The organism is Archangium sp., from assembly GCF_036388035.1.
In the GTDB taxonomy this organism is placed as follows: domain Bacteria; phylum Myxococcota; class Myxococcia; order Myxococcales; family Myxococcaceae; genus Archangium.
In genome coordinates, this window is sequence record NZ_DASVSO010001010.1 from 1 (window position 1) to 1,656 (window position 1,656).

Below are 1,656 nucleotides of genomic sequence, written 5' to 3' on the forward strand. Positions count from 1 at the left end.
TCCACCCGCGTCGGGACTGGGAGCTGAAGGCGAAGCTGGACCTGGGCGAGTTGAAGCGCTCGGCCAGAGCGGGGCCCCTGGCCTGGCTGCGCGAGCCTTTCAACTACCGGCCCCTGACGCCCGAGGGTCGCGGGCGAGAGCTGCGCATCGGCTCGAGCAATCCCTCCTACGTGCCACTGGCCGAGCTCCCTCACCCGCTGGTGCGCGCGGTGCTGCGCAGCGAGGACGCGGCGTTCTGGGTTCACCGGGGCTTCGACTTCGACTCGCTGCGGGGCATCCTGCTGGCGCCCGAGGACGACAAGGTCCGCGGAGGCTCCACCCTCACCCAGCAGCTCGCCAAGAACCTCTTCCTGTCTCGGGAGAAGACGTATGCGCGCAAGGTGAAGGAAGCCTTCCTCACCCTGGGACTGGAGGCCTCGGTGCCCAAGGAGCGGCTGCTCGAGGTGTACTTCAACATCATCGAGTGGGGCCCCGACCTCTACGGCATCGGCGAGGCGGCGCGGCACTACTTCGACAAGGATGCGCGCGTGCTGAGCATCCGGGAGTCGGCCTTCCTCGCCAGCATCATCCCCAACCCGGTGCGCTACCACGTGTACTGCAACCGCGGGGCACTCTCCGAGCTCTGGAAGAAGAACGTGGAGGGCCTGCTGGCGGTGCTGTACGCGGGAGGCGACATCACGGAGGCGGAGTACCAGGAGGCACTCACCGCACCGCTCGTCTTCGCCGGACACCACGGCTCGCGGCAACCCGCTGACGAGGAGTCGTCGCCGAGCACTCCCCCCGAGAGCAACTGACCGTGGGGCTGCCCGGGTACGTTTCACTCCTCATCGATGAGGAGTGGAATGCACCCCCACCGTTTCACTCCTCATCGATGAGGAGTGGAATGCACGCAGCGTCTCACTGCGCGGACGGTCCCTCCGGGAAGTGAGATTCCTTTGCGGCCTTCCCAAGACGTAAGTGCGCGAATCCACATTGCTGGCCCCTTGGCCCTCGAGTTGCTTGGTGCCGGGCCAGCCGCACTCCGCGGCTCCACCATTTTGGGGGGTAGCACATGGAAGAGTTGAACGAAGGCAACACCACGTCCGCGCTGACGCTCCAGCAGGCATTGCAGTTCATCCTCGGGTATCTGGAGCAGGGCAACGCCGGTCACTACAAGATTGGACAGCTCTACAACCACATCGTGGGTAACGAACTCGCGGAGAAGAACGGGTACGAGAGCGCCCAGCAGTTCTTCAGCCAGCACGTCAAAGCGCTCTCGCAGGCGACGCTGACCCGGTACGGCGCCGTGGCCCGGGAATTCACCGAGGCGGCGTGCACGAAGTACGGCGTGACCAACCTGAGTGCCCTGCGCACCTACGCGGTGGCCGCCAAGCTCCAGCCCGTGGGCGGTGACCCGGGCGCCACGCCCATCGACGTGCCCCAGGAGGGGGGCCTCGTGGTGAGCAAGCTCTTCTCCGAGTGCAGCGTGGAGGAGCTGAAGCAGGCCGTGAAGAACAAGCGCCACCCCTCCGGGGCGACCCTGCCCACGCCGGACGCGGCCCGCGTCGAGCTCATGCGCGAGAGCCTCTCGCGCTACTTCGCGAAGGGTGCCCGCGTGCAGCTCAAGACGAGCCTCCAGCGCGGGGAGACGCTCGTCACCATTCAGGGCGTGCCCCT

At 66.7% G+C, this 1,656-nt stretch carries 2 protein-coding genes; both read left to right on the forward strand.

The window, feature by feature from the left end; translation table 11 throughout:
• Positions 1-794: biosynthetic peptidoglycan transglycosylase (locus VF697_RS41590; protein ID WP_331104065.1), on the forward strand; the 794-nt coding region annotated here is incomplete at its 5' end.
• A gap of 257 nt (positions 795-1,051) precedes the next feature.
• On the forward strand, positions 1,052-1,656 hold a 605-nt coding region (locus VF697_RS41595), incomplete at its 3' end, for a hypothetical protein (RefSeq protein ID WP_331104067.1).